Origin of the sequence: Martelella sp. AD-3 (genome assembly GCF_001578105.1) — a bacterium.
GTDB lineage: Bacteria > Pseudomonadota > Alphaproteobacteria > Rhizobiales > Rhizobiaceae > Martelella.
Map to the genome: position 1 here is coordinate 1,471,737 of NZ_CP014275.1, position 24,654 is coordinate 1,496,390.

The window sequence follows — 24,654 nt, forward strand, 5'->3', positions numbered from 1 at the left end:
TTTTGTTGCTACATTCACCTCGAAAACACCCGGTCCTGTCGCCTATGTTGTCAAAACCGGAGGCGTTCTGGCCCGAAGAGCAATAACTGACAAACCAAGGTCAGAGCGATTCATCTACCGGAGATTGCAGCTTAACATGTGGTGACGTGCAAGCCGCAAGTGCGGATGCGGTTACGCTTTGATCTTCTTGATCATATGGCTAACGATAGATGGTCGGCGCTTGATTTTCGAGAATGCGCTGCTGAAGCTTGCGATTGTACAGCATTCCACCCTCTGCTCTGCTTGTGTTCCGTTGCTTCGTCCTGATCGACCGGCGCACCGTTTTTCCAGCTATCGCCTGCTCAGGGTATTTTTCGGAGAATGCGCGCATGTCCTCAATCACGCGATCGATCTGTTTGTCATTGCCGTCCTGGATTGCCTGAAAGTACTGGTCAAGCAGCTTTGTTCGCTTGCCCATAATCGCTTTTTGACGGTTCATATTGGCATTATTGATCTCATATCGCTCGGCCAGTGCTGCCGGCGTGAAGCCGAGCGCCTGAACGAAGATTTCCCACGGCGTGACGTGCTCCAGCAGCAAGTCGCCCCTGAATGTTGTCGCTCCTTCAGTTTGATACCGATAGGCGCGCATCAAGTTTGTGATGAACGTCGGGGCGATGGTTTCCACGCCGCGATAGGTCTTGCCTTCCTTGATCATTCTGATGCCGCGCAGCATGTTCTCGACTATTCCAGGCGCCGCGCCGACAACCTGTCCCAGCCAATAATTGTACGAATCCTCGCCCTCAAGCTGGCGATCGGGAGATCGGAACCAGAGGTCCGGCATGCCGACGCGTCCGCTAAGGGACGTGTCCGTGAGGTATCCGGGGATGCCGTCCATTGCCAATCCGGCCATCATCGGACCGACAGCCTCGACCATGGCCTTTTTCAACGCCTGCTCCGGGTCGTCGCCGTCATCGAGAAAGAAGCCGGCGAGCACCATGGCGATACCGAACATCCATGTCCCCTTGATGCCGGCGTTGGCCATCATCATTGCCGTGATGCCGGAAAGCTGGGTGAAGGCTTCCCGACGGATTTCTTTGCTTTCGCCATGAAGCGCCTGGTGCGTGTCGCGGAAGAGGCGGTAGAGCATGTTGACGTTGTAATTGCGGAAGACGAGCAGGGCCTTGGCTGTGTCGGAGTGCATCAAGCGGGGCCGGCTGGTGTTTTGATAATCGAAATGCGTCTTCCATGTCAGATCGCCGGCCTTGAGCACTGCGCCTTCGTGGTCGAGCCCCTTTTGCCGCGCGATACGGTAGGCGGCGAGGAACGTGACTTCGCGGTTCAGCCGTTCTGCATGATGAAATGCCCACGAAATAGCCGCCATCACCTTGGCACGACCGGGACGATATTCGACGCCGGTCTCCCCAATGCCGGCCAGGTCGTGAGATTGCGTGCGGTCGATAATGCCTGTTCTGTAGCCCGCATCCATCGCACGCTTTTCGTCTTCCGTGAGACGCCTCGAGCGTTCCGCTTGCCCTCCGCCAAGTGTGAAGTCCTGCAGGGCGCCCATGAGCTGGGCGCCGGCGCGCGCAAAACCCTTCGCGCCGCCGTGATAGGCCGCCAGCACCGGCACCCCGATAATCACGGTCTGCGACAGGTTCACCATTGCCGCCGCCGGGCTCACCGCCAGATAGTAGGTGAACGCGGCGGATGTGATGGTTTGCACGGCACTGCTGCCTGTCGGGTTCATAATAAATTCGTGGCGTTTGTTGATCTCGTTCGCCACCAGTCCGGCACGCGTCGGGTCCTTTGCCCGGCGGGCCTCGTCGCTCATTTTATCGAGCGCGTCTTCCATCTCGAAGGAATGCGCCAGGCGCGCCAACTGGTGTGATCCGTGGAACATCTGATGGGCAAAGGCGCGCAACGCGTCCGCGTCATAACCCGACCGCCCTTTGCGGTGAATGCGGTTTTTTCGGATGGACATGTCGGGGAGCGTTTCCAGATAGCGTTGCCAGACCTCGTCCTTCGCGCGCTCGGCGAAGGGAAGGTCGGCCAGAATGTCCTCGATATCGGAGACGAAGCCGGGGTCAACCGCCTTGCGCAGCGACGCGCTGTCATCCAGCGCGCCGACCTCGACCGAATATTCCGGCTTCCGGCGCATGGAGTTGGCGAACCGCCGCTGGGCACCGACGCTTTCGAAACGCGAGAACGAGACCACTTCGCCGCTGTCATTGTCGCGGACGGTCACAAAGAAATTGCCGAAGCGCGCCAGCGGAAAATAGGGTCCGTTGAGCCGGTTCGTTTCGAACTGCTCGCGCATCTGGGTTATGCGCGCGGCCCGATTCCACGCTGTTCTGGTTTTCGCTGCGGCAAGCTTGTCCCTGGCGGCCTTGACGGCGTCCTCTTTTTCCTTGCCAGTCAGCCCCTGGTCGGTGATGCCTTCCATATCGCGCCGGAACGCGCGTTCGGCTTTCTTGATGCGGATGTTGATCGCCTTTTCCATATTGCCCAAAAGCACCTTTTCATAGGCGTCGGCGATCTCGGAGTAAGTGTCACGAATGAGGACATAAAGCGCTTTTGCTTCGGGAGAGAGCTTGTCCCATTGCTTCTTCAGCTCCGCATAATCGTTGCGGCGGGTACGGTCATGGGCCGCCTTTTTGGAAAGGCGCTCGCGTTCGCTGGAGCCGACGGGGCTTTCATGGAATTTCTCGCGATCCTTTTCGGTGAATATCCGCTGGAAGGCTTCCGATGGATCGACCTGCATGCGCGTCGAATCATGCATGATGCCCATAAGGTCGCGGTTCTCGCTAGCGTGAAGGGTTCGGTATTTGAGCCAGCGCTGGGCGACCTTGTCGGTCTTGGCGTGCCACTCGCTGCGCATGGCGTCCATGGCCTGTTTCAGCGTCATGTAGTCGCCGGCCGATGGCATTTCGGTGCCAAGCTCGGTCACAAGCGGGCGCATCGGCACCGTCGCCAGCAGTTTCGGCATGGTCTGGGTCAGCCTGTCGCTGCCCCATTGCGCGGTGCTCGTCCACCAGCTTTTGATGGTGTTGACGTCGTCTTCAGCGGTCGGCGGGTTAGGGTCGCGCTCCATATTCGGAACGCTGTAAAAGGTCCCCTTAAGCCCGCCCTTTGTTACCAGTTGACGTGGCTGGCGTATAATCTGTTCCAGTGATCGGGATCGTTCTCCGCCGCTTTGGCGTGAAAGGGTATTGAGGAGAATGCTTCTTTTAAGCGTAGCGCTCCCTGCGCGCGCCTCTCGCACTCCTCGAAGGGAAGATGCCCACCTTGCCAGCACCTCATCAGAAAGGGGTTCGCCTTCAGAATCTCGGAAGGTTCTGGTTTCGAAATCGTATCGGGCATCGTCTATCTCCGGAAATTTGCTTTTGATCGAACCGAGAGACACATCGATCAGTGATCGGATGTTACCCAGATCGTCGCCGTTTTTCCAGTGCAGCGGAGGTACGCCAATTGCTTTTTCACCCTTGAGTTGCCGTTCGTGCGGTTCCAGATGTTGGGTCGTGCCGTGCTTGAGGGCAGACGACAGCATGGCCTCATTGCGTCGGCGCAGCGCGATATCGGTCAGCCCGGCGGGATCGCCGATGAAGGTGCGATCAGTGTTGAAGGCATATTCCGCAATGGCCTGATAAATACGCGCCCCCGAACCACCCTCGTGCAACTGGCTGATATCCGTCCAAACGTCGTCCGGCGTCTGGAAAATGTAGAAATCCCTGCCCTTGGCCGTTCTGAGCAGGAAGCGCTGTTCCGCGCCGCTTGCCTCTTCCTCGTCGCTGCGCTCCATATCGCCGATAAAACGCACGGTCGGATCGATGGCCTCAAAGACGCCCTTGAGGGTCCGCTTGCCGGTCGCTTTCGGGTTCTGGAACAGTTCATCGACGGCGGCTAGCTCGGCCAGGGCCTGAACGGTCCAGTCGTCGGCGCCGTCCGGCTCGCTGCGGTTTTCCGGCTCCATCCTTGCGGGGGCGCCGCGCCCGGCTTCAAACCCATTATCGGCACGGCTGCTCTGGTTGCGAAGCGCTGCGGCCGCAAAGGCGTGAAGCTGCGCCGGCGTGATCTCGCCCACCTGAATGCCCAGTCTGCGGAACATGAAATCCTTGACCATGCCAATGATGGTCTCGGCCCATTGGCGGATGCCGGCCGGCATCGCAGCGACATTCTCGACGGCGTAGGCGCCCATTTCTTCGGCCACGCGCGCGGCATCATTGCCACCCATGCTGTCGCCGGCGTCCTGCGCCCTGCGAATGCGCTGATAGGCGCGGTCCCAGTCATGACGTGCGGGCTTGTCCTCCCGTGCGCGGCGCTCGGCGGCACGGACATAGGTGTCGAGCCGCGCCATTAGGTTCTTCCAGCGCTTCGTGCCTTTCAGCGACCGGCTACCCGCATGAAACATCTCGTGCATGAGCACGGGCAGTGCGGTGCGCGTCGATAGCCTTGATGTATTCAGGTGAACGATACCGCTGCCGTCCATCCAGCCCGCCGCTGTTGCGAGCTGGTCCGATGGCGCATGATCGTGCAGCACAATGCGACCGGCTTCAATGAGACCGGAGACGGTCGGGCCGGTCCTGCCAGACGTGAGGGCGTCACGGATCGGCGCGGCGCTTGTCGCTGTGGGATCGGCGAAATCGAGGTTCAGATCGGCAGCGCCGACGGATTGCCGGTCACTGTCGTTTCGGTTGCGATTTTCGGGATTTTCACCTATATTATCGATAGCGGGGTCGCCTTCCAAGCCGGACTGCGTACTTGCCTTATTGGTATCCGCACCGTCGGCGTTCCGTGTCTCGTTTGACGCTGGAGTCGAGGCCCCGCTTTTCCAATCCTTGGAGAGATCGTAGTGGAAGTTGCCGTTTGCGGTCTCGCGAACGGTCACCACGACGTCGTGGTATACGCCCTCAAGTCCCACCGTCGCCGCGAATACATGGAAGGCTTTCAGGTCCGGCCGGCCGCGCTTGTCGGCTTGCGAAGAAATCAGGTGGCCCTTTTCGAGAATAGCCGGCAGGGCCGGGATCATCCGATAGAGGTCTTCGCCCTTTCTCCCGCCGATCTTCCGCGCGCCGCGACGGTCGAAGCGGATTTCCCATCCAGTCTCGCCGTTGGTAACCATCCCCCCGTCCTCGACAAGGTTCTTCCGATACCAGATTTCCGCTTTGCGCCCGAGGTCGCGCATGTTCGTCCAAGGCCCAAGCTCGTCACCGGTGAGGTTCGCAACCGGCTCGCGTTCTTCGCCAACGCTATTGCGCGCGTCGTCTGGCGCGTCCGCTTGCGGTTCGATCTGGTCATTTTCGTTTTCTAAAGCAAGTTCGTCCTCAAGCGCCTGAAGCTGTTCTTGCTTTTCTGCCAACTCAGCCTGTTCGGGAAAAGCTGCGCCGAGGCGACGCGAAAGTTGCTCGACCTTCTGCGCGTTTTGCTCTTCCATTCTCTTGAAATCGGCCAGGCTTTTATCGAGCCGGTTGATCTGGTTGAGCGCGCGCTGCGCGATCCCCTTGATCGAGGCTTCAGGATCGATCGGCCACACCGCCAGCGGGGCACCGTCGCCCGGAAGCTCCATTTCGGCGGCCGCGACAAAGCCGATACCGCCGCGCAGGTTCTCACCTGTGAACGTAATGTCGATCCCGGCCACATTACCGATCTTGACGGAGCCGGTCTGCCCGCTGGACGCAAGATCGTGGAATGCAGCAAATATCGCATTGCTGAAGTCTTCGCGGCCCTCGACGGCCGTTCCATTGACTTCGCCGATGAAGGGGTCCGGAATGGCGCCGCGCCGGCCAATTGCCTCTTCGACCTCCTTCTGGTTTTTGATCGCATAGGCCGCCGTGGCGGTGGCATGCTGCATGTCACTGCGCAGGTCGCGCTGTCCGCGCTCATGTGCCGACCAGAGACGCTTCAGTCGGTCCACATCCGCCCGCAAGCCCGCAAGCTTCAGGTAGCGCGGGTCGCCGGAGGCGAGGGCTGCCGCCATTTCGAAGCTCGATGCCTCGCTGACGTCTTCCATCCGCCGGACGCTGTCATTGCCTTGCAGGGCCTGGGTTATGAACCGCTGCTTGCGCGCGTTCATGCCCCACATCGTGCTGTCATAGCTGCCCTTGGTGGCAAAGGCCTCGATCTCGATTTCCTTGTTCTGGTTGCCCTGGCGAATGCCGCGCCCTTCACGCTGCTCCACGGAAGCCGGAAACCACGGCGCATCCAGGTGGCCGAGATAGGCCAGCCGCTTTTGCGCGTTGACGCCAGTTTCCATATCTTTGCCGCCGATCAGGATTCGCTTCTTGCCGGCACGCATGTCGGCAAACAGGCGCTCCTTCTTGGCGTGCTGCTTGTAGTCACGCATAAAAGCGAGATGTTCTGGCTTCACGCCGCGTGCGATCAATTCACGCACGATCCAGTCGCGCATGTCGAAGCCGCGATTGGCGGCGGATTGAGCACCAAGGCCAATATCGGTAAACAGCATCAGCGACGCGCCGGGCAGGTCGTCAGGTTTGCCGGCAGCGCCATATTGCCAGTCTTTGGTTTCGTGATATTTCCGCGCCAGCTTCTCAATGATGGTGTTGAGTTTGCTGTTCGGGTCACTCGGGCGCGTGGGGTCGACAAAGCGCATGTCGATCGCCGAAAACCGGCCGTCGCTGATGACGCTCAGGATGATATCGTCACCGGGCTTCGGCGGCCCCTTCCGGTTCCGTATCGCCTTGATGCGGCTGTCGAGTTGCTGCTGATAGGCCTTGTAGCCATCTGGCACCGGCGTGACGGTCACCTTGCGGCCGCCGCCGGCAACAGCGGGGCGCTGCACCAGATCGCCGAGCTGATCACTGGTGAGGATATCCATGAACGATCGGACGCGGCGCATCAGGTCCGGTACGTTGACGAAATTGGCAAAGCGCGAAACCGGTTCGTAATTGCCAGCAGGCGTCGGCTCCAGTGCCTCGACAACTTCACCGAACTGGGACGCCCAGGCGTCGAAGGAATCAAGGCCGTCTTCTTCAAGCTGTCTGGGCTGCATGAAGCGCTGAACGGTATAAAGCTCACCCATCGTATTGGTGACGGGCGTACCGGATGCTGCCACGAGCGCGCGACCGGGATTGATGGTTTCGAGATACTGGACCTTCATGTGCAGGTCCATTGCGCGCTGCGATCCGTTCGGATCGATCCCCTTGATCGCGCCGCGATTGGTGGCAAAGTCGAGCTTTCTGAATTCGTGAAATTCGTCGACAAACAGCCGGTCAACGCCCAGCTCTTCGAAAGTGAGCACATTGTCCTTACGGTCGAGGTCGAGATTGCCGGTCAGGCGCCGCTCAAGTCGTTCGATCATGGCCTCAAGGCGCTTGACCGTGGTGCGGTCGGAGGTGTCGACTTCGTCCTTGATTTCCTGATAGGCGTCGATCTGATCTTGAACATAGCTGTCGTTGAAGTCATCCGACATGCGGATGCGACCGAAGGCGCTATGGGTGATGATGATTGCGTCAGGGTCGTTCAGCGCCGCGCGGGCCACAAATTGCTGGCGGTTGCTGGTGTGGAAGTTTTCCTCATCGGCAACCATGACATGGGCGGTCGGGTAAAGCTCCTGAAACTCGCGGGCGAACTGGGCCAGCATGTGGTTGGGCACAGCGTACATCGGCTTTCTGGAAAGTCCCAGACGACGCTCTTCCATGCCGAGCGCGATCATTTCATAGGTCTTGCCGGCACCGACGGCGTGGGCGATGTAAAGATTGCCGTCCTGAATGCCGCGCCAGACTGTTCGCTTCTGGTGGCTATAGAGATTGAAGCGCGAACTGATACCCGGCAGCGTCAGGTGGTCGCCATTGAACGAACGCGGCACGATGTTGTTGAAATGGTCGTTGTAATAGGCTGCAAGTCGCTCGGAACGCTCACCGTCCGACCATATCCAGCGCCGGAACTCGCGGTCCATCTTCTTGGCGATGGCGTTTGCGGCTTCTGTCATTTCCGCGTCCGGAACGGTGGTCGTGCCGCCCTTGCCATCGGAGACGCGGGACGTGATCCGGATCGTGCGATTGTTCAGCACGGCTTCCAGAATGTCGGGCGCGCTCATCTTCTCAATCGACCATTCCGATCCCGAAACAACCTCGCCGTTGACGCCCCAAAGCCGTGTGATCGGGTTATAGGTGACGTCGAATGTGTGTTTCAGCGCCGCGCCCGCAAAGGCGCTCACATCGCTGGCCGGCACCCAATGCGAGCCGAGTTGAACGGTAATGTCGGTCGGTGCCAGCGGTGCGGGCTGGACGGCTTCAAGCGCCTCGACGTTGCGTTTCAGTTTTGGGTCAAGTCGGGCAGCAGCGCGGGCCTGCTTCAATTTGCGAACCACATCCCCGGAAAGATAGGCGTCTGCCGTCACCCATCCGCTGGAAGGGTCGTTGTAGACCGCGTCGCCCAGTGTCGAAATGATCTCCTGCTCGCTCTTTCCCGACAGCCTGGAAACCTCGGCCATATCCATGCGGCCGATCTGGTTCATGGAAACCAGAAGCGCATCCTGAACTGAATTGATCTTCGGCGTTGTCGGCTTGTTGAGCGTGCGCCCCTGAAGCAGTTTGCCTTTCAGAATTGTGCCGTCCGGTTTGACCTCTTCGAGCGAGCGGATCAGCGCGTTTTCGGCATCGAGGTTGAGGACAATATTGTTTTTGAAGCGCATGGCGACGGACACCGTGCCGTCCGCCTTTTCGCGCTCGGTGATGGTGTTGGCCAGGATGTTGCCGTGCGCAGCAACGAACGCGTTATAGGCATCATTCAACGACGCGAGGCTGGCTTCCCAATCGCCATCATGGAGTTGGTCATATTGCGCGTGCTTCAGCGCGCCCAGCAGACCGACATAGTCAGTCAGGAACGCCATCTCGCGTTTATTGAGGGGGATCGTCTTTCCGGCCGCATTCGTGCGTGTCGTCAGCGGCGTGCCGACACCCTGGCTGACCTGATAGAGATCGCCCTTGTCGTTGAGATAAACGCTGCCTTCTTTCTTGGCTGTCGGGTTGAAGTCATGCTCAACCACGGTTGCTTGTTCAGCGGCGCTGCCGCGTGTCGCCCGGAAGATGCCGGTTGGCAGTTTCTGGAGCGCCGCGTCAAAATGTGCCTCGATGTCGCCGTCGCGCGGCGTCACCGTGTAGCTGTCCTTGCGGTACATCGAGCCGGTCAGGGCATGCGTCCCCAGCACCATTTCCGGATTTGCGGCAAAATATTCGTTGACCGGTGTCGGCCCTTGCGCCGTCTTGACGTCGACGGTCTTCATCCATTCAACGCCGTTCGGCTCGATGCCTTCGCCTCGTTTTTGAAGGAAAAGCACGTCGGTTACGACCTCCGTGCCGGCATTGTCCTTGAACGCTGTCTGCGGCAGGCGCACGGCACCGACAAGATTGGCGCGATCGGCCAGATAGCGGCGGGCGCTGCTATTGCCCTTGTCCATTGTGCCTTTCGAGGTGACAAACACGACGAGGCCACCAGGGCGCACGCGGTCAATGGTCTTGGCAAAGAAATAGTCATGCAGGAGGAAAGCCTGCTTGCGGTACTCCGGATCATTGGTGATCCGCGTTTGTCCGAAGGGCGGGTTGCCGATGGCGGCATCGAAGAAATCGCGCGGAAGATCGCTCTTGGCGTAGTCGCCCTCGCGGATGCTGCTTTCAGGATAGAGGTGTTTGGCAATCGCCGCGGTTAACGGATCATATTCGATGCCGACATATTGGGTGCGCGCAGCCATCGCATCAGGCATGAGGCCTTTGAACAGACCGATACCCATGCCGGGCTCCAAAACCCTACCGCCGGCAAATCCCATGCGGTTCAAGCCGGCATAGATTGAGCGGATGACGGATTCACTGGTGTAATGCGCATATTGGGTGGTTCGGCGGGCGGCGGCATATTCGTCCGGTGTCAGGGCTGCCTTCAGCCGTTCGCCCAGCTCCTGCCAGCCGTCTTTGTAGAGGCCGGTCTTCGGGTTGGGGAAAATGCCATTGGCGATCTCGCCTGCACCCCAGCCGGCATAACGTGCCAGAAGCGACCGCTCTTCAGGCGTCGCCATCCGGTTTTCGTCGCGCAGCGTTTTGATGCGTTCGACAATTTCGACATTGCGTTCGGCGACACGCTTCCGTGAGCGATCGCGCTTCAGCTCGCCGGGCGCATAGCGATAGTCACCTAGAGGGCGTCGATTTGCTCGATTGCCTGCTCCAGCGCCGTCCGGTTCGCTTCCAGGTCGGCGATCGTCAATTCCTGTATCCGCTTGTTCGGATCGGGCTGAAAGGACGGGCTGTCGGTGCGCAAAATCCGGTTCATCGCCTCGTTTTGAAGCTGTTCGAAGGTCTCGCTCGATGCTTCCGTCAGTTCGTCCAGAATCTGATCCAGTTCGCCCGCCGTCAGGCTCCGGTGGAGTTCCGGCCGCCGGTCCCTGATCGCCTTCTCGATGATCTGTCGGCGCTGGCTCGCGTCCATTGTCAGCATCCTTTTCTTCCTGGGTTGAACTATTGGCCGTTTGCGTCTCGTCGTCAACGCGATCAAGCGCCTTGCTGAGGGCGTCGACATTAGCGGTTTCAACCTCGGTGGCACTGCTCATGCCGTCGAAGTTGCTGGCACGGGGGTCATATTTCACGCCCATATACCAGCTCTTGAGGTATGGCTTCACGCTGTCGCCCATGTCCGCGACCATGGCACGGGCATAAGCAGCGAAGGTTCGGGCGCCTTTTTCAATGTGGTACCCTGCAAGCGTGATGCCCGCCTGCATGATCTCCGGATCGATGCCGGAATTGAGTTGGCTGAGCTTGCGACGCAGGGTCGCGCGGGCCTTTTCGGCGGCGTCCTCGGTAAAGATCGTGTTCGCCGTGACACCTTCGGCCCGCTCTGCCGTCGTCTCGTTTTCTGACCCTGGATCGCCAAGGCCCTCTCCACGGTCCGCACCGACGCTGGCCGCATCCCTCCGGGGCTTCTCGACGGGGGCTAACTTCGGTTCTTCACCCATGACCGCGATCAGGCGCGTGCGGCCCTTGTCGGCAATGTCTGCAAAATCCTTCTTCGCGAGCCCCTGAGAAAGTCCGGCCTTCCTTGCCAGTTGGGCCCGCTCTTTCGCGGACGCGCGGCCCCAGCGGTCGCTCGCTTCCGTGTCCGACTGATCGTTTGCGCCGGGCGCGTTGTCTTCCTGTTCCGGGGAAAGGTGGCCAGCCTCATCCGCATGAACCGTGATGGCGCCGCCGCCGTCACGCTTGACCTCGACCATCCCCTGATTGCGGCTGATAATCCGGTTGACGGTTCCGTGCTCGATGTGCGCCTGAACGATCTTTCCGCCGGGAAGGCGAAAAGGTCCGGGCACGACGAATTCAACGCGGTCGCCCTTTTTGAATTTGTGCTCTTTCAGGGCGTCGCGTGCCTTGGTAAAGCGGCCTTGCCCTGCCTCTTGCTGTCCTGACGTCTGCGACGACGCGGCGCCGGGTGTCGCCTCATTGGTCGCGTGGGGCTCGGCATTCATCGCGTCGATCAGGCGCGCGCGGCCTTTTTCGGCGATGTCGCCAAAATCCTTTTTCGCAAGCCCAGGCGATAGTCCGGCTTTTTTTGCCAGTTGCGCCCGCTCGTTCGGGCCCGCATTGTCCCAGCGATCATTCGCGGGCCTCGAAGAAATTGCCGCGCCTTCAGGAGCGGGTTCCGCCGGTTCAGCCGTCAAGGGACCCTTGACAGTTCCGGTCGGCGTGGGCTTTGCCGCAGTTGTTGCAGAACGTGCAACATCTTGATCAGGTCTGGCAGCCCGCTTGCGCAGCGGCGCTTTCATATCGCCATTGGCGAGCCAGTCACGGAAGGCTTCCTGCGACATTTTGGTGATGCCGCCAAAGGTTTTGAAATCTGACGGGAAATTGGCCTTGAAGGCGGTCCTGGCTGCGGTCGCGTTTCTGAAGCCGATCATGGCCTTGTGTTCGTCAAAACGCCTGCCGTCAGGGCTTTTCTGGTCAACCACATAGATCGGGTTCGCCGCGTCTTCGGCATTTGGCCCGAGATAGACGTCGACATTCTCGCCGTCCGCACCGGTCGTGCGCTTGATGTAGCCGTAGTGGTGATTGACCTCACGTTCCCACGTCTTGCCATCCTTGTCTCGCCCGCGCCGCTTTCCGCCGGCCGGAATCTCGATCGTGACGTCAAGGCCGTTCAGGTTGACGTGGCCCATTTTGTAGTTGCCAGCCTCATGCTGGGCTTCGGACGGTTCCGGCAGGTCGTTTTCGGGCGATGTCGCGGCTTCGCCTGCAGCCTCATCAACAGAAGGCGCAGCGATGTTGCTTTCACTCGCCAGGGCTTCCGGTTTTCCTGGAATGGCTTGAATGGCTTTTTCGATCTTGCGACGTTCTTCCACGAGGCGCTTGTTCCAGCCGCCCGCACGCTTCGCCTGTCCTGCTAGGTATTTCAGCCGTTCACGCAGTTGCGGCTCGGTCATCCCGGCGTAGACGTCCACATTTGTCGGCTTGATTTCCTCCGGCTTCTGGCTCGCCGCTTTTGCCTTCTCGGCAATGCCGCCGGGCGCTGGCGTGGTCCCGTTCAGGTCCGCGTCGAGGCCGCCGGCAAGCGTGCGCTCAAACGCATCCGGCGCGGCTACAGGTTCAGGCGCCGGCGCATGTTGAACGACGTCGTTGCGACCAAACTGGTAGGGCGTGCCCTCATGGTCGCGGACATAGACCTCGTCGCCGACATATTTCTCGATCGTGCCCTCAAAGGCGAAATTCGGGTCTTCGGCCGGCACGACGCGCGTCTTGGTGCCGACGGGACCAAGAAATCCGGTATCGGACGATTGCCGCGCGGCCCCGGTCGTTTGGGCGGCGGGCGGTGCCCCCTTGGTGACGGCGCGCTCAAGCGGCCCGGCGTTCGGGTTTTCTGGCGCGCCGTCTGAAGGCAGCACGCTGGCAGCGCTTTCTGGTGCCGCGCCCTGCTGTTCGCCGGTGCGGCTTTGCTCGCGGCCAGCGCCGGTGATGCCGTCATAGGCCGCACGGCCCGCCTGTCCGGCCCCGCCGGTTATCCCGCTGACAACGACGGTCTGGACAGCCTGCTGCCGCCACGCCTCTTCCGGCGATAACGGATGGTCGCTCAACCCAACATCGACCTCGGCATGGCTTTGGCCCACATTGGTCGCCGTTTCCGTTGCCTGTTCGGTGGCTTGCTCAAGCCCCATGCGCCGCGCGGCGTCCGCTGCGCGCATGATCCTTGTGCCGCCCTTGAGCGGGCTGGAAATCATCTTGAAGGCGATGCCATTACCGATCGCTTCGGGGATGGCTTCCCACGCGCCATAGCGCATGGCCGCGCCTTCCGACGCGATGCGGATATCTTCCCATTCGCGCGTCGTGAGCTTTCCGCCCTTGTCGCTTTCCGCCTTGTCGCGAACCTGCGATAGAAACTGGTCCTTGCTGCTGCGATAGGCGATACCGGCCGATGTCGCGGCACCGGCGGCTGTGCCGGCTGCGGGCGATGCAGCGCTTCCGAGCGCGCCGGCCAAAAGGCTGGGGAGAAGGTTTGCCACCGAAAAGCCGAGCGACTGATCAAGTCCGGCCAGCGACTGATAATTCGGATCGATATAGGCGTCCTTGGGATCGGTCGCGGTGATCCGGCGGTCGAGCCAGGTTTTGTCTTCGGCCGGGACGTCGCCGCCACGAACGGCCCGCAAAGTCGCGTTCTCGATTGCGCCGGGAACGCGGGGGAATTGCTCCGCGACAACCTGGGCGCCTTCGGTGAGCGCCTGAATGGGTGGACGGCCTTCCGGGTTCAAAAGCGGGCGGCGCCCTCCCATGGAGCGGTAAACCTCGTCCACCGACTGCCCGGTTTTCCTCGCCTCCTCGCGCGCGAACGCCTCGACGGTTGCCGCGTCCTTATTGCCCGGAAAGAGGCCGGTAAAGCGCTCCCACAAAGTCGGCTCATACGCGCTGACTGACGCCTGTGTCAGGTTCGGGATCGATATGTTGATCTCTTCCGGTTCGACAATCTCCGGCGCGTCGTCACCTTGCGCGTCGAGCCTCGCCAGCTCGTCCGGCGTGAGCATGCGAAGCTCACTGCCATTGGTCGCATTCAGTTTGTCGAGCAGGGCGTTGATCTGCTCTTCGCGCCCGTCATAAGGTCCACTCGTCTGAAACGCCGTTGAATCGGGCAGACCCATTTCGCGCTGCCAGTTAAGCCCGTCGATCAAATCTTGCCGGGTCTGATCGGGCAAGTCTTGTCGCGGGCTGTCGGCGGGATAGGAGCCGCCATTTGACACGCCGCCGGCAAACCGCTCTGCGCGGCCCAGAACCTCATCGCCATAGCGCGCCGTTTTCGGTCCCCAAAGATTGCGGTCATCGCCTGCAAAATGTGCGTTGACGGCTTCGCGAACCGAATAGCCTTTATCCAGACGGTTCCGGAACTGCTTTGCCGCCGCATCGATGGATTGATAGGGATCGTAGGGATTGATGCCCATGCTGGCCGCCGTCGAGGGCAGGTATTGCATGATGCCCCGCGCACGGCCCCACTTTGTTGGCTGCCCAAGCGCGCGCGGGTCAAAGCCGGATTCCTGCTGGGCTAGCCCCATCAAAACATTGACCGGCACCCCATATTTCTGTGAAGCACTGACAAACGCGTCGAGATAGGGCACGTCCGGCAGACTGGCAATGCCACCCGTCGGCCCGTCGATCGTTCCGCTTTGCACTTGCAGGTCGACCCCAGAGCTCTTGCCGGCGCTTTGATAGACCTCTCGAAACCACTGTGGCGCGCGCCCCATATTCGAATTACTCTTGTCGAACATGAACCATGGCGATCCGTCGCCGTTCTGGTCCTTCAGGTCGACATGCAGCATGTCGGGGCTGCTGGAATAGGTGATGAAGCGCTTGCCGCCGTTTTTCAGAAGGGTCTGCACGAGCTGGGCGCGCTGACTGTCCGACATGCCGGCCATATTGATGTCCGCTGCATCGCCGTGTGTGTGCTCGCCTCCGCCGTTCTTCTTGGCCTTCTCGACAGGGTGGTCGGGAGATCGATACCCGGATGTCAGGTCAAGATCGATGCCGAGATCGGCACCGGTACTGGTCAAGGTGCCGTAGAGTTGCTGGCTGATGCCCGTCTGGTTGGCATGCGCGAAATGCAACCTTCCGCCAGCCGTCGCTGCATGTGCGCTGCCATCGTTGCGCGTGTCGTATCCGTCGGGCGGGTCGTATTGAACCGCGTCTTTCGGCGGATTGTAATCGATACGGTCGCCTGCGAAACGAATAGGGCCGGCCTTTTTCTGGCCGGGTGGCCTCAGTCCCAGGCCGCCCGCATTCTTCACGGGTTCATATGCGGGTGGCGCATCCCGGCGCGGTGATGCGCCGGGCAGGCGGTCAGCGGTTTTCTTGCTGTCGTCCGGCGACATTGCGAATTCTGGTATGGTCCAGTCTTCATCGTCCCAGCGCATTGCGGTCGGGTTCGGGGTCTTGGGCATGATGGGCACCGGATTTTAAGGGTTGATGATGACGACCTTGCCTGTCTTGGGGTCGTAAAAGGGGATGCCCGCCGACACGCGCCCGCCCTTGGCCGTGCCCTGATCGGCAGCCGGGGGCGTCAGGCCCGGCCCGGCGCTCTGTTGCGCCGGCGGTTGCCCCGCTTGGGAAGAGCTTGACTGCGATTGGCTGGACACGCTGTCGATCGCCTGGATCATGTCAAAGGCGATTTTTGCCTGCTCTTCCGGTGACTTCCGCGAGAAGCCGTCGGAGCCACCGAGATCATTTGCACTGAGCGTTTTGACCAGGGCTTCCACGCGCTGGTTCATCGGTTTGCCGTCGCTGATATCGAGCAGATTGGGCACCAGTTTTGCGATGTCGTCGTCCGAATAGCCGTATTGTTTCAAGATCGCGACTTTGGCGGCGGTATCCTGCGCAACCTTGTTGTCCAAAGTCGGGTTCTCGGCGGCGCGCCGCGCTTTCGCTGCCGCTTCGGCATCGTTCAGCATGGATTGGTTGCCCTGCGCCTCGAGCTTGTTCTGCTGGTCGATCCCGGCCTTTTGGGCTTCCCATGCGTGGTCGCGGTTTTCCTTGTCGATCTCGGCTTGCGTCTTGGCGGACTGCGCCGCCTTGGCCCGCTCAAGCTGCTGCGTCTGCTCGAAGACCTTCAGCGGGTCGGCGGCTGCCTCAATAAGCCCCATAAGATCGCGCTTGGAGTTGATCCACGTGGTGCTTTCTTCGCCCGTCTCATCATTCCTGAAGCTCAGGGTCGCGCCGGTCACGTCGCCGGCATCATCGCGGTCATATTCAAGGCCGGTGAAGGTAATGCCGTTCGGATAATAGCCGTGCGAATTATAGGCCAGGCCGAAATATTTGCCGACGCCATCCCAGTCGCCAGCCTCCATGGCATTCAGCATTTGCCCGCCATAGGCCTGGGCCTTCTGAACGTTCTTGTCCTTAACCCAGCTGTTCCACTTCTCTGCGGTGTCGGGCTGGCCAATTTCCATGAAGTGCTGGGCCACCTTCGGGCCGTATTCATTGGCAAAATAGCTGTTGACCGCCGCAGGTGACCCGTCCGTGTTCTTCTGTGCTTCCTCAATCCCCTGCTTGAACACGCCGCGCGTGGCCTGTGTGTCTTCATAGGCCTGCCGCTCGCCGGCGAATTGAAGGCGGTTGCGATCATTGGCGATGCCGAGCCCCTCGATGCGCGCATTGTTCATGCGCTGGGTTTCGCCGAACTGTTGTCGCTGAAACCCCATCTGCTGCTCTTGCATATCGAGCTGCCGCTTTTTCAGCGCGCGATTGAGGCGCGCATCCTTGATGCTCATGCCCGTGCCGATGCCCCGTGTCAGCCCTTCGGCAAATGCACCCAAACCAATGCCAAAGCTCATAGTCTCTCTCCTGCGCGCGCCTTGAAATCAGGCGGCGATGCTCTGTTTTTCGGATTTCTTCGTTTTTGCTGGCGACCGGCGCGCGGGCAGGCCAACACTGGCGAGCTTGTCGACTTTTCTGTCCAGCTCCTGCACGGCCTTCATGGTGACGCCGACTGCATCCATGACGGGGATGGCCTTGCCGTTGCCTTTGCCGGTGATGCGCTGAAAGTCCTCGGCATAAGGGCCGATGTGCTCGCTCTCGCCGCTGTCGGCGATGCCCTTCTTGTAGCGCCACGCTTCGACCGGCATGTCGTTGACCTGATCGAGCGCGCCGTCGACGGACTTCTTGTCTTCCTTGAAGTCCTTCGAGGAAAGCGCCATCACGCCAAGGCCGGCGAGCGAGCCGATGCCGCCCCAAAGGCTGGAGCTTGATTGCGCATCGGCGGCATTTTGCGCCTGCCATGCATTGAGCTGATTACTGTACTGGGCGTTGAGGATATTGGCCTGATTGCCGTAGCCGGCCATCGCCGCCTGATAGCCTTGCCCCATGATCGACGCGTTTCCGGCCGACTGCGCGTTGTTGGCGGATGTCGTCTGCATCGCCGCTTGTCCGCTCGCCGAACTGAGACCCAGCGAGGCCGCCGGGTTGACGGCCAGCCCGTTGCCGAGGTTGATCGCATCCGCCTGCAGCGCGAGCCCCTGATTGCGCACGGTGTTGCGGGCGTTGTTCTCGGCGCCTGCGGCGGCAAGAGCGGTTCCTTGCGCGCCGGCCCGCTCGACGCCGGCAAAACGCCCGCTTGTCGGATCGACACCCATCGACGCCATGTTGCGTTCTGCGACTTGGCGTTGCTGATTTGCATTGTTCAGAACGTCGGCCTTGGCCTCGGCGGCGGACTTCTCCTGATTTTCCCTGCTATCCCAGTTTTTCGCCTTGTCGATGAATTCGTCTTGCAACGGCAGGAACCTGTCTTCATAGCGCGCGCGGTCATCGGTCGCCCAGCCCTGCGCCTGCGCGGCGGCGGCAAGCTGCTGTTCGGTCACCTGCTTTGCGAGCTTGTCCTGTTCGGCCTGTCGCGCATTGGCGACGCCATATTGTTCTCGCATCATCGCCAGATAGTCTTCGCCGAGTTCCGCCTGCTTCATGGCGGCCTTGCCGATATTCGGGTCGGGCTCCGGGGCGGATGCCTGGTTCTTCTTAAACAGGATCAGCCGTTCCCATGGTTTCGGCTCATCGTCGCAGTTGGTGTCATGCCGCCAGAACTGAAGGTCGCCAGAAAGGCAGGGGTTTCGCTGCTGCCAAATGGCAAGCAGCGCTACGGCCATGACAGCAAGGAGGGTGAGCACGTCGGTCATGGATCACTCCTGAATTCGGCGGGGATAAAGCGACATTCGGCGCGCAGCATTCCCATGAGGACGATGTCGTCGTCAGGCAAAGCATGGCGAACAAAGCCCTCTCTGCGAAAGCCGAGATGGGTGTTGAAGCGGATGGCGTCAGCGTTTTTGCTCGGGACAAGCCCGGTCAGGCGGCGCAACCGCCATTGCACGAAAGGGTGCATAAAGCAGGCGGCAAGGAAAGGTCTGCGCAGCCATTGGCGAGTGCCGTCGCTGGCGATATGGATGTTGCAATCGCATGTGGTGAAGTTTTCGTAGAGGGTCACAGCGCGCAGGCCCCCGGCATCGCTCCAGCCGATGGCTTTGACATCGGCGCCGACGTCGAAACCGATAGCCTCTCGCGCCCAGGCGATCAGCTCCGGCTGTCGATCATAAATGAATTCGCCCATGAGTACGCCCGCAACGTTGCTGAAACAGCATCATTGTAGCCGCATTCACTGTGCATGGACAGGTGCCAGACCAGTCCACCTACTCGAATTTCGTAATTTCTCCGGAAAGGAAACGATCGATTTGATTTTCTTGGAGATCACCGAACTTGCGCTCGAAGCTTGCTCTGTCGCGGTATGAAAAATAGCGACTGGCGATCGACCTGAACAGATCGCCGCTGCTCCATTGCACTGTGACGTACCACTTGTCGCCAGCCCGATACCCGACAAGCTTGCAGAATTTATCGTCCGTTGTCTTTTCGCAATGTTTGATCTTGTCTTGGCTGGTCAGAAAAGTAATTTCCTTTCTGCCTGGCCATTTCACTCTCCACCCTCGGCCCGCCTGGTCCACTATCCTCACGCGCCTAATATGCCGAATATTTTTAACTCTCGATGGAGAAATGGGAACCGTGCGGCTTGTTCCCTCCGACAGTTGAACGGGCTGATTATTGGGTTGGATTTCATCGTGTGAAACCCATTTCCGCCTCTTCCACATGTAATGTTTGCGCAGAAAAGAAAAGCGTTCCTCACTTGGCTGATAATAATACTCGACTTTGTCGAGCGTTACAGTTCGCCTACCGATAGCTCTCACAACAATTGAAAACTTCGGATTAGCCTCCTCAGGATTAATCGTGAAATCAAAAACTGGCTCAGCGGCTATTTTTGACTGATCCCTTATGTGTTCTCTTACTCTAAGGACTAAATTTATCAGTCCGGCCAGAACCCCTATAGTGCCGGTGATGGCCCCCCAGGCCGCCAAATTGCTTGTGTCAGAGAAGAAGGAAAGCAAATCACTATACCAATGGGCTTCGATAGAGTAGGGAACCTCGGCCATGTGCATTCATCCTATGAATAGCAGTACTAATTTTCGATAGCTGAATGGCAACCAAAAGTCGATGTTGTGACGTTCTGACAAACGACAGCCCCGCAGGCCTCAAGCAACACCGGAGCGAATTGTCTCGACGGCTTCCCGTAAGGATAAGACGTTCTCCAAAAGAACGTTGAAGTCTTCGGAAGTTGGAGGGACAGCCAGTGGCGTTGATGTGATAGCGGGAACCGTCGTGTCGCTGGCGTGCTGCCGAATTGCACTCAGTTCATCTGATAATGTCTGCAACGTACCGTCGGCCACGTCCTGGCGAACCTGCAATGCTTCCACGCTGTCACTGACAGCCGACAAACCGGTGAGCGTGGTGGCGATATCCCGCTGGAAACTTTCAAGGTTGTCGTTGATGTCGCCGATTGACGTCTTGGCGGCTTCGACGTCGTCCTGCGTGGTCTTCAGGTCCCTTTTCGTGTCGGACAGGTCGCTGTTGACGGATGCAAGGCTTTTTTCCAAAGCGGCGGCGCCGGTCTTGAGGTTGGCGATGAGCGATTGAAGGCCTGCGAGTTGACTGCGCAACAGGGCGGCTTTCTCGCCGCTGCCGCGCCAGCCCATCAAAACCTCGACCGCCTCCTTGATCTTGCTCAATTCCTGTTCGTTCACGGCCAATCTCCCTGTCGCATGGTCGGCACGCAAAAGCGCTGTGCACTTTGGCTGGACATGCTTATCCTCCCATTGCGATTTCCGTCGGGCTGTAGGCGAGCACGAGGCCGGTAATGCTCTGGTTCGAGCGGATTTCGATCTCCCATGTCCGGTATTGCTTCTCCCCAGGAAGGCGCATGATCCGGTTCAGGTCGTAGCCGGTCCAAATCGCTTCGCCGTCGCCGTAGAGCGTTGCCGAGAAGGTCACATCGCTCTCTTCAACCGGGTCGAGCAGGCTGCCGCCAATGGTCGTCAGGCCGATCGCCTCTTCGCCAATGGTGCCGCCGGTTTGGCCTGAGGCAATCAGTTTCGCGTTGCGTTCCCGTTTGGCGGCGTTCTTCGCGTTGATCTCCTGCAATTGCGCCGCCGTCAGCGAAGGATCGCCTTCGATCAGAATGCAGGTGAACATGCTCCACGAGTTCAGAACGAATTTCTTCGATCGCCACAAAAGCTCGCCATAGGGTTCCGAAATCGCGTCCCATTCGTAGACATCGACGCCGTTGCGCAGGATGAAGAGGCGCCCGGCACCGACTTCGAAGAACATGGCGTCGGCATCATCGCTGGCGCGCACCAGAAAGGGCGTTCCGCCGGACAGGTCCATGATCATGATACCCCGGCGGGCGACGCCTTTTTCGTCGGCATAGTTGTAGGAGGCCATATAGCGGCCGGCGAACTGGCCGGCGATGAAGGTTTCCGGCTGCATGAAGCGCCATTGATCCATGGTCAAAACGGTTTCCGACGCGACGACGGCACCGTTCTGTGACACGGCGACAAGGCCGCGCGGCGATGGGTAGGCGACAGCATAGCCCAGGTCCACAATGCCTTGAGCGGACAGGCATGGCAGGTTCACGCGAAGGCGGTCCATCACCATGTTTTCCGGTGCCGTGCCCTGCGCCACATAGGGCGATCCGGTCGTCAGGATCGCGATGGAAGAGCCGAAGCAACCGAGGCCGACAATGTCGTAGTCCACCGTCAACACGTATTTTTCCGGCCATGCATGCGGCTTGTAGGGTTCAGAAAAATAGACCTTCTTGCCGGAGAACGCCGCCATCATCCCGTTGGGCATGGCGATCAACCCGGAGAGGTCGTCCGGCGGCGCGTTGAAGTCGGTCGACGGGATAACCTCCTGAATGGGATTGTCGGCGATCACATCTACGAAATTGCCGGTCTGGGCGGCGCGTTCGGCGATGAAATAAAGTTCGGTCGCGCCAAGGGCTGAGGTTTGCGAACGATAGATGCGCATTCGGTTGACGCGCCTGCCTGCCGGCGGGTCGGCAAAGCCGTTCAGCGTCACCGTCGCGCTGGTATCCACCAAAACCTCGTTGGAAAGGTCCGAAGGCTCGCTTTCCTCATCCAGCGCGGTCACCCAGGTATAGGCGTAGAGCACGGTAAAATAGGTGTCGTCGTCAATCGCAGAGCCGGTCGATGCGACAACCGGGCTTGTCGGGCGTGCGAGCGCAAGCAGTGTGGTCTGCCCATCGGCCATCACTTTCGGCGCGCCGTCGCCGGTGATGTAGAGGCGATCGGAGGCGACCGGTCCCGGAACGACATGAACATGCGATGCCCAGGCAAGCCATTGGTCGCCGGACTTGTAGATCGTCTTGGCCGCTTCATCGAGGCGCGTGACAAACCGGCCGCGCCGGATCGGCAAAAGGTCGCCTTCCTCAAGCTTGGTGTTTTGCGCGATCTGCGCGAAATTCTTCTGAAGCAGCCGTGGGATCAGGCGCGGAATTTCGCCTGCAAAGGAGGCTATCCGGATCGCCATCAGATGTCCTCTACCGCGACTGACGAGACGGAAAGCCTCGGCAGGTTTTGGTCGCCGCCACCGATCGACAACGCCATCAGCGCGGCCACGGTCAGGCGCAATTCGAGTGCGTCTCCGGCGGAATAGGCGCGGGCCATCGAGCCTTCCTGCCCGCGCGCAACGGTGATGACATCGCCATTCCTGGAAGTGGCGCGGCAAAACTCGATCTCACCATTGACGTTTTCGAGCGCGACCGGAAACCAGCTTCCGTCGGATGTTGAAAGGGCGGGAAACCGCTGGCCGTGGCCGGTCAGCACGCGCAACTCCGTTTCGCTCGCCCCCACAGAGACCGCGAGCTTGCTGCGCACATTGTTGGCAAGCTTCACAGCCATCGCTCACACCTCCGCCAGATCGGCGAAATACTGGTGCATCGCGCCAAGCGAAATCGCGTATTCGGCATTCGCCCAGAAGCGGTGATAGGTGAATTCGGGCACATTCGAGTCAATCGGATTGTCGAGATAGGCCTGCACCTTCGGCCAACCGGGATCGTTCTTCATGAAGGAGCGCAGGCTGATAAAGGTCGCGCCGTTTTCGATCGGATCGCCATTCGGCATCGTGCCGGCAAAGCCGGGGGGCACATAGACGGGATCGCCGTAACGCGCGTAGTCGCTGCGCTTTTCCGGCTTGGTGACACCTTTCTCGTCACGGTAAAGCGTCCAGATGCCATCGAGCAGGCCTTTTGCCAGCGCATAGGCCTCCTCAGCGGTGTGGCTGCCATTGGGGATGGTTGACGTGAACTTGCCCATGACGCGCTTTGCCTGGGCATAGTGGATGAGCAGGCCGGCCAGTGAGGAGGCCACCCCGATATCCTTGCCCCATGCGACAATCTCGAATTTGAGGCTCGGATTGGGCACAGTATCGGCCTTCCAGAATGCGGCATAGTCGCCGGTGCCGTCCCACGAGGTTTGCGGGATAAACTCATACACCCCCTCAAGATTGGCTGTCGTCGTCGTCTCGCCTGCGACCTTTGCGCCCGTGGTCCAGTCTAGCGTGTCGGGCAGAAGGAAATCATTGTTCTCATCGATCTGGACCGTATCGAGCACAAAGTTGACGAACCGGTCGAGAATGACTTGCAGATTGTTGCGGACAGTGGTGGCAAGCTCTGTGTTCTTGTCGGCCACCTCAAGCAGAAGGTCGGCCGAGCGGCCAAGCCCCCAGGCCTGAAAGCCGAACCAGTTGTTCGAGGGCGGATCGTGCCAGACCGGCGCATAGGTGTAGTACATGCCATAGAAGGTGGCGTTCTGGCGTCCATCGGTCGGGGTCTCGTAGCGCCCAAGCCACGAATTGGTGACGCCCCCGGCAATCGGCCCGGCCTCGGTTTGCAGCCAGCGCAACATCTCCATCTGCCGGTAGAGCGAGCCAAGCCAGATATCGCCGGCTGATGGCGAGGCAGGTTGATAGCCGCCGCCGCCGGTTGCCATGAAATAGGCGATGTCGGGCGCCTGATACCCTTGATGCGATTCCGAGGAGCCGATGCGAAAGCCCCATGAGGCCTCCTGTCCGTTGGCGGGCACTTCTCCGCCCCATGATACATACCACGACACAAGGAAGTGGCAGGCAAGATAGGGGTCCTGATCGGTCGATCCTTCAGCCCGGTTCGGCCCGATCTGTCGGAAATATTTGTCCATCAGTGCGTAGCGCAGATAGTCGCCCATCTTCTTCGCTTTGGTGTCGGATACGCTGATCGCCGATGCGGAGCCTGAAGCTGTCGCGAATTTATTGGCCCAGAACGCCCATTGAATGGTGCGCGCCTCTGCATCGGGGGCTGAGGTGTAGCGCCATTGCCTGCCAAAATCGAAAGGGGCGTCCGAATGAACAGGCTTGCCCTTGGAGAACAGCGGCAGGTAGCCGTAATCGCTGCCGAATTGCCAGTCCTCCCACTCCGGGTGCGGCACCGTCTCCCAGGCGCTTTCCTGAAGGCCGCGCTGGTAGTTGTTCATGTAGACGTTCTTCGTCGCGCCGTCGCCATTGTGGAAGCCATAGACGCCGTCAACGTCCAGAATCCAGTGCATGAGATACATGCTTTTGCTGCCGTAGGTGGTCACCAACTCATTGTAGAGCCCGTCCACACCCTTGGCAGCATTTGGCTCGCCAAGGCGCGGATATTGATCCGGCGTGTCAGCTTCCGGCGTGTAGTCTGCCGGGCTGGAGGGGGAATAGGCGCCGACCGGCTGGTTGGTGTCGCTCGGGATATAGACGTCTTCGATCGCTGCCCAGGCTTCGTTGTAGCCCGACCACGCGCCATCAATAATGCCTTTCATCGCCTCAAGGCCGACCCAGAAGGATGCCGTTTCGGAAACGGTCTGGTGGCCCCAGTCCGGCGCCTCGACAATCAGCGTTTCGGGGATGTGGTAGGGCAGTGACGGCGCGCCGGCGCTTGCCGGGCTGAAATAGCCGTTATCCGGGTCGCGCAACTGATCGTACATCCAACGGAAGCGTTCGGCATAGTTGATTGCGTCCGGCGGGGTGACCACGCCTGGCAAAATGGCGATGCCTGTGCCGTCGGCCACTGTCAGGCCGACAGGGTTGGAAAATTCGAGCGTGAACCGCTCCTCGGCCGCGCCTTCGATATCGTCGCGAACCGGGACGACAACATCCTTGCTGGTTTCTCCGGGTGCGAATTCCAGCGTGCCGGCGGTGGCGGTATAATCGTCGGGCGCGGTCGCCGATCCGTCCCTGGTGGTGTAATCCGCCGAAACCGTCGTATCGCTTGCCTTATCGAGAACGACGTTAAATCGTGCCTGTCGTGGCATGGCCT

The 24,654-nt window shown here is 60.0% G+C and carries 9 protein-coding genes; all 9 read right to left on the bottom strand.

Annotated elements, in window-relative coordinates; translation table 11 throughout:
* Positions 1-199: 199 nt before the first annotated feature.
* On the bottom strand, positions 200-15,355 hold the full coding sequence (locus tag AZF01_RS06830) for a PLxRFG domain-containing protein (protein ID WP_197489634.1): 15,156 nt from the start codon (positions 15,353-15,355) through the stop codon (positions 200-202).
* 42 nt (positions 15,356-15,397) lie between these two features.
* Entirely contained in the window at positions 15,398-16,771 is a 1,374-nt protein-coding gene (locus tag AZF01_RS06835; protein WP_024709818.1) for a hypothetical protein, read from the bottom strand.
* 27 nt (positions 16,772-16,798) lie between these two features.
* Positions 16,799-18,106, bottom strand: coding sequence for a tail fiber domain-containing protein (locus AZF01_RS23880; RefSeq protein ID WP_024709819.1), 1,308 nt, complete (start codon positions 18,104-18,106; stop codon positions 16,799-16,801).
* Entirely contained in the window at positions 18,103-18,534 is a 432-nt protein-coding gene (locus AZF01_RS06845; protein ID WP_024709820.1) for a GNAT family N-acetyltransferase, read from the bottom strand. The genes AZF01_RS23880 and AZF01_RS06845 overlap by 4 nt, the downstream gene beginning before the upstream one ends.
* A 79-nt stretch (positions 18,535-18,613) precedes the next feature.
* A complete protein-coding gene (locus tag AZF01_RS06850; protein ID WP_152534633.1) occupies positions 18,614-19,405 on the bottom strand; it encodes a hypothetical protein in 792 nt (263 codons plus the stop codon).
* A 99-nt stretch (positions 19,406-19,504) separates the two neighbouring features.
* Entirely contained in the window at positions 19,505-20,053 is a 549-nt protein-coding gene (locus tag AZF01_RS06855) for a hypothetical protein (RefSeq protein WP_152534634.1), read from the bottom strand.
* A 61-nt stretch (positions 20,054-20,114) separates the two neighbouring features.
* Complete coding sequence (locus tag AZF01_RS06860; protein ID WP_036238221.1) at positions 20,115-21,857, bottom strand: hypothetical protein; 1,743 nt, start codon at positions 21,855-21,857, stop codon at positions 20,115-20,117.
* On the bottom strand, positions 21,857-22,228 hold the full coding sequence (locus AZF01_RS06865; RefSeq protein ID WP_024709824.1) for a hypothetical protein: 372 nt from the start codon (positions 22,226-22,228) through the stop codon (positions 21,857-21,859). The genes AZF01_RS06860 and AZF01_RS06865 overlap by 1 nt, the downstream gene beginning before the upstream one ends.
* A 3-nt stretch (positions 22,229-22,231) precedes the next feature.
* The gene (locus AZF01_RS06870) at positions 22,232-24,649 is read right to left on the bottom strand and encodes a glycoside hydrolase family 48 protein (protein WP_024709825.1); all 2,418 of its coding nucleotides are present in this window, start codon (positions 24,647-24,649) and stop codon (positions 22,232-22,234) included.
* Positions 24,650-24,654: the final 5 nt, after the last annotated feature.